The 1170-nt window shown below is 73.3% G+C and carries 1 protein-coding gene and 1 pseudogene; both read left to right on the top strand.

All coding sequences use genetic code 11. From position 1 onward, the window contains the following. The coding region (locus ACWEN3_RS46735; RefSeq protein WP_452984554.1) for a DUF7825 domain-containing protein at positions 1-732 on the top strand (732 nt) is incomplete at its 5' end. Positions 733-933: 201 nt separating this feature from the next. Next, positions 934-1170 (top strand): annotated as a pseudogene (locus tag ACWEN3_RS46730) (GNAT family N-acetyltransferase); the annotation flags it as partial.

Genomic DNA, 1170 nt, shown 5'->3' with positions numbered 1-1170 from the left:
TCCGGCGTACGCCTACCCAGCGTGATGCGCCGTCTGTCCGCCGGTGAACAGATCGACGTCGAGACCGAGGTACCGCGCCTCGAGGGCTTCCCGCAGGAGTTCCACCGTCTCGGCCGGCCGCTGTCGGCGTTCGACCGCTGGCACTGCGGCCACTGGAACCCGGCGATACGCCGGCACTGGCTCGCCGTGCTGCCCGAGCGGCGCGAACTGGTGGCGGCCCGGATCCTCCCCGATGTCGCCGCGACCGCTGCCCACGACGAGCGGGGCTCCGCCGTGCTGCCGCTGCTCGCCGAGTCGGGTGGCGACGCGGGCGAGGCGGTGCACCTGTGCGTGGCGTACGGGCTGGGCGCGCGGCAGGCGGAGGAGCGGCTCGCCGCCGTGGACGCGCTGCTGGTGCTCGCGGCGCGGGGACAACTCGACGCCCGCAGGCTGGGTGCGGACCTGGGCGTGCTGATGGAGCGCGGCGCGGTGATGCCCCGGCGGCTGGCCGACTCCGCACGCACGGCGGCGGCCACGGGAGCCGATGCGACGATCTGGAGCGTGCTCCGGCACGCCTTGCCCGCGCCGCTCGCGGATCTCGCGACGGCCCGGCCGGAGGCGGCGGCCGTGATGGCCCGGGGCCTCGGCGAGCTGCTGGCCGTGGCGGCGGACTGCGCCGAGCGGTGCGGGGCACACGGGAGCTGCCGCACCTCGCGGAGACGGCCGCCCGCAAGGGCGGCTCGCGCCTGGTGATCGAGGCCCGGCGGCTGCGGGACGCGCTGGCCGTGGAGGTGGTGCCGGCCGCGTGAGCCGAACTGCCGTACGACGGTGCTCAGCTGAGCCCTGGAGAGTGAAAAAGGCAACAAATGGTACGGAGCATGCTTTACCCATCGGTCACAAACAGTTCGTGATCACGCAACACCATTCCTTCACAGTGGATGCATGACTCCAGAGATGTCTGATGTGACCCGGACGAAGCACGGACGGCCCGTGCACCACTGGCGGCGGGACCTAGTCGAACTCGCCGCGCTCTTCACGGCGGTCGCCGTGGCCGACGGGGTGGCGAACCTGGTCGGGCACGGCCCCGACGGCCCGGCGTTGCTGGTGATCTCGGCGATCGCGCTGGCCGCGACGGCGGGCTTCCACACCTGGTGGGCACGGCGCCACGGACACGCACCGCCGGTGAGCGTT

This window comes from Streptomyces sp. NPDC004561 (assembly GCF_053602155.1).
This window is presented reverse-complemented; position numbering and strand designations above follow the sequence as displayed.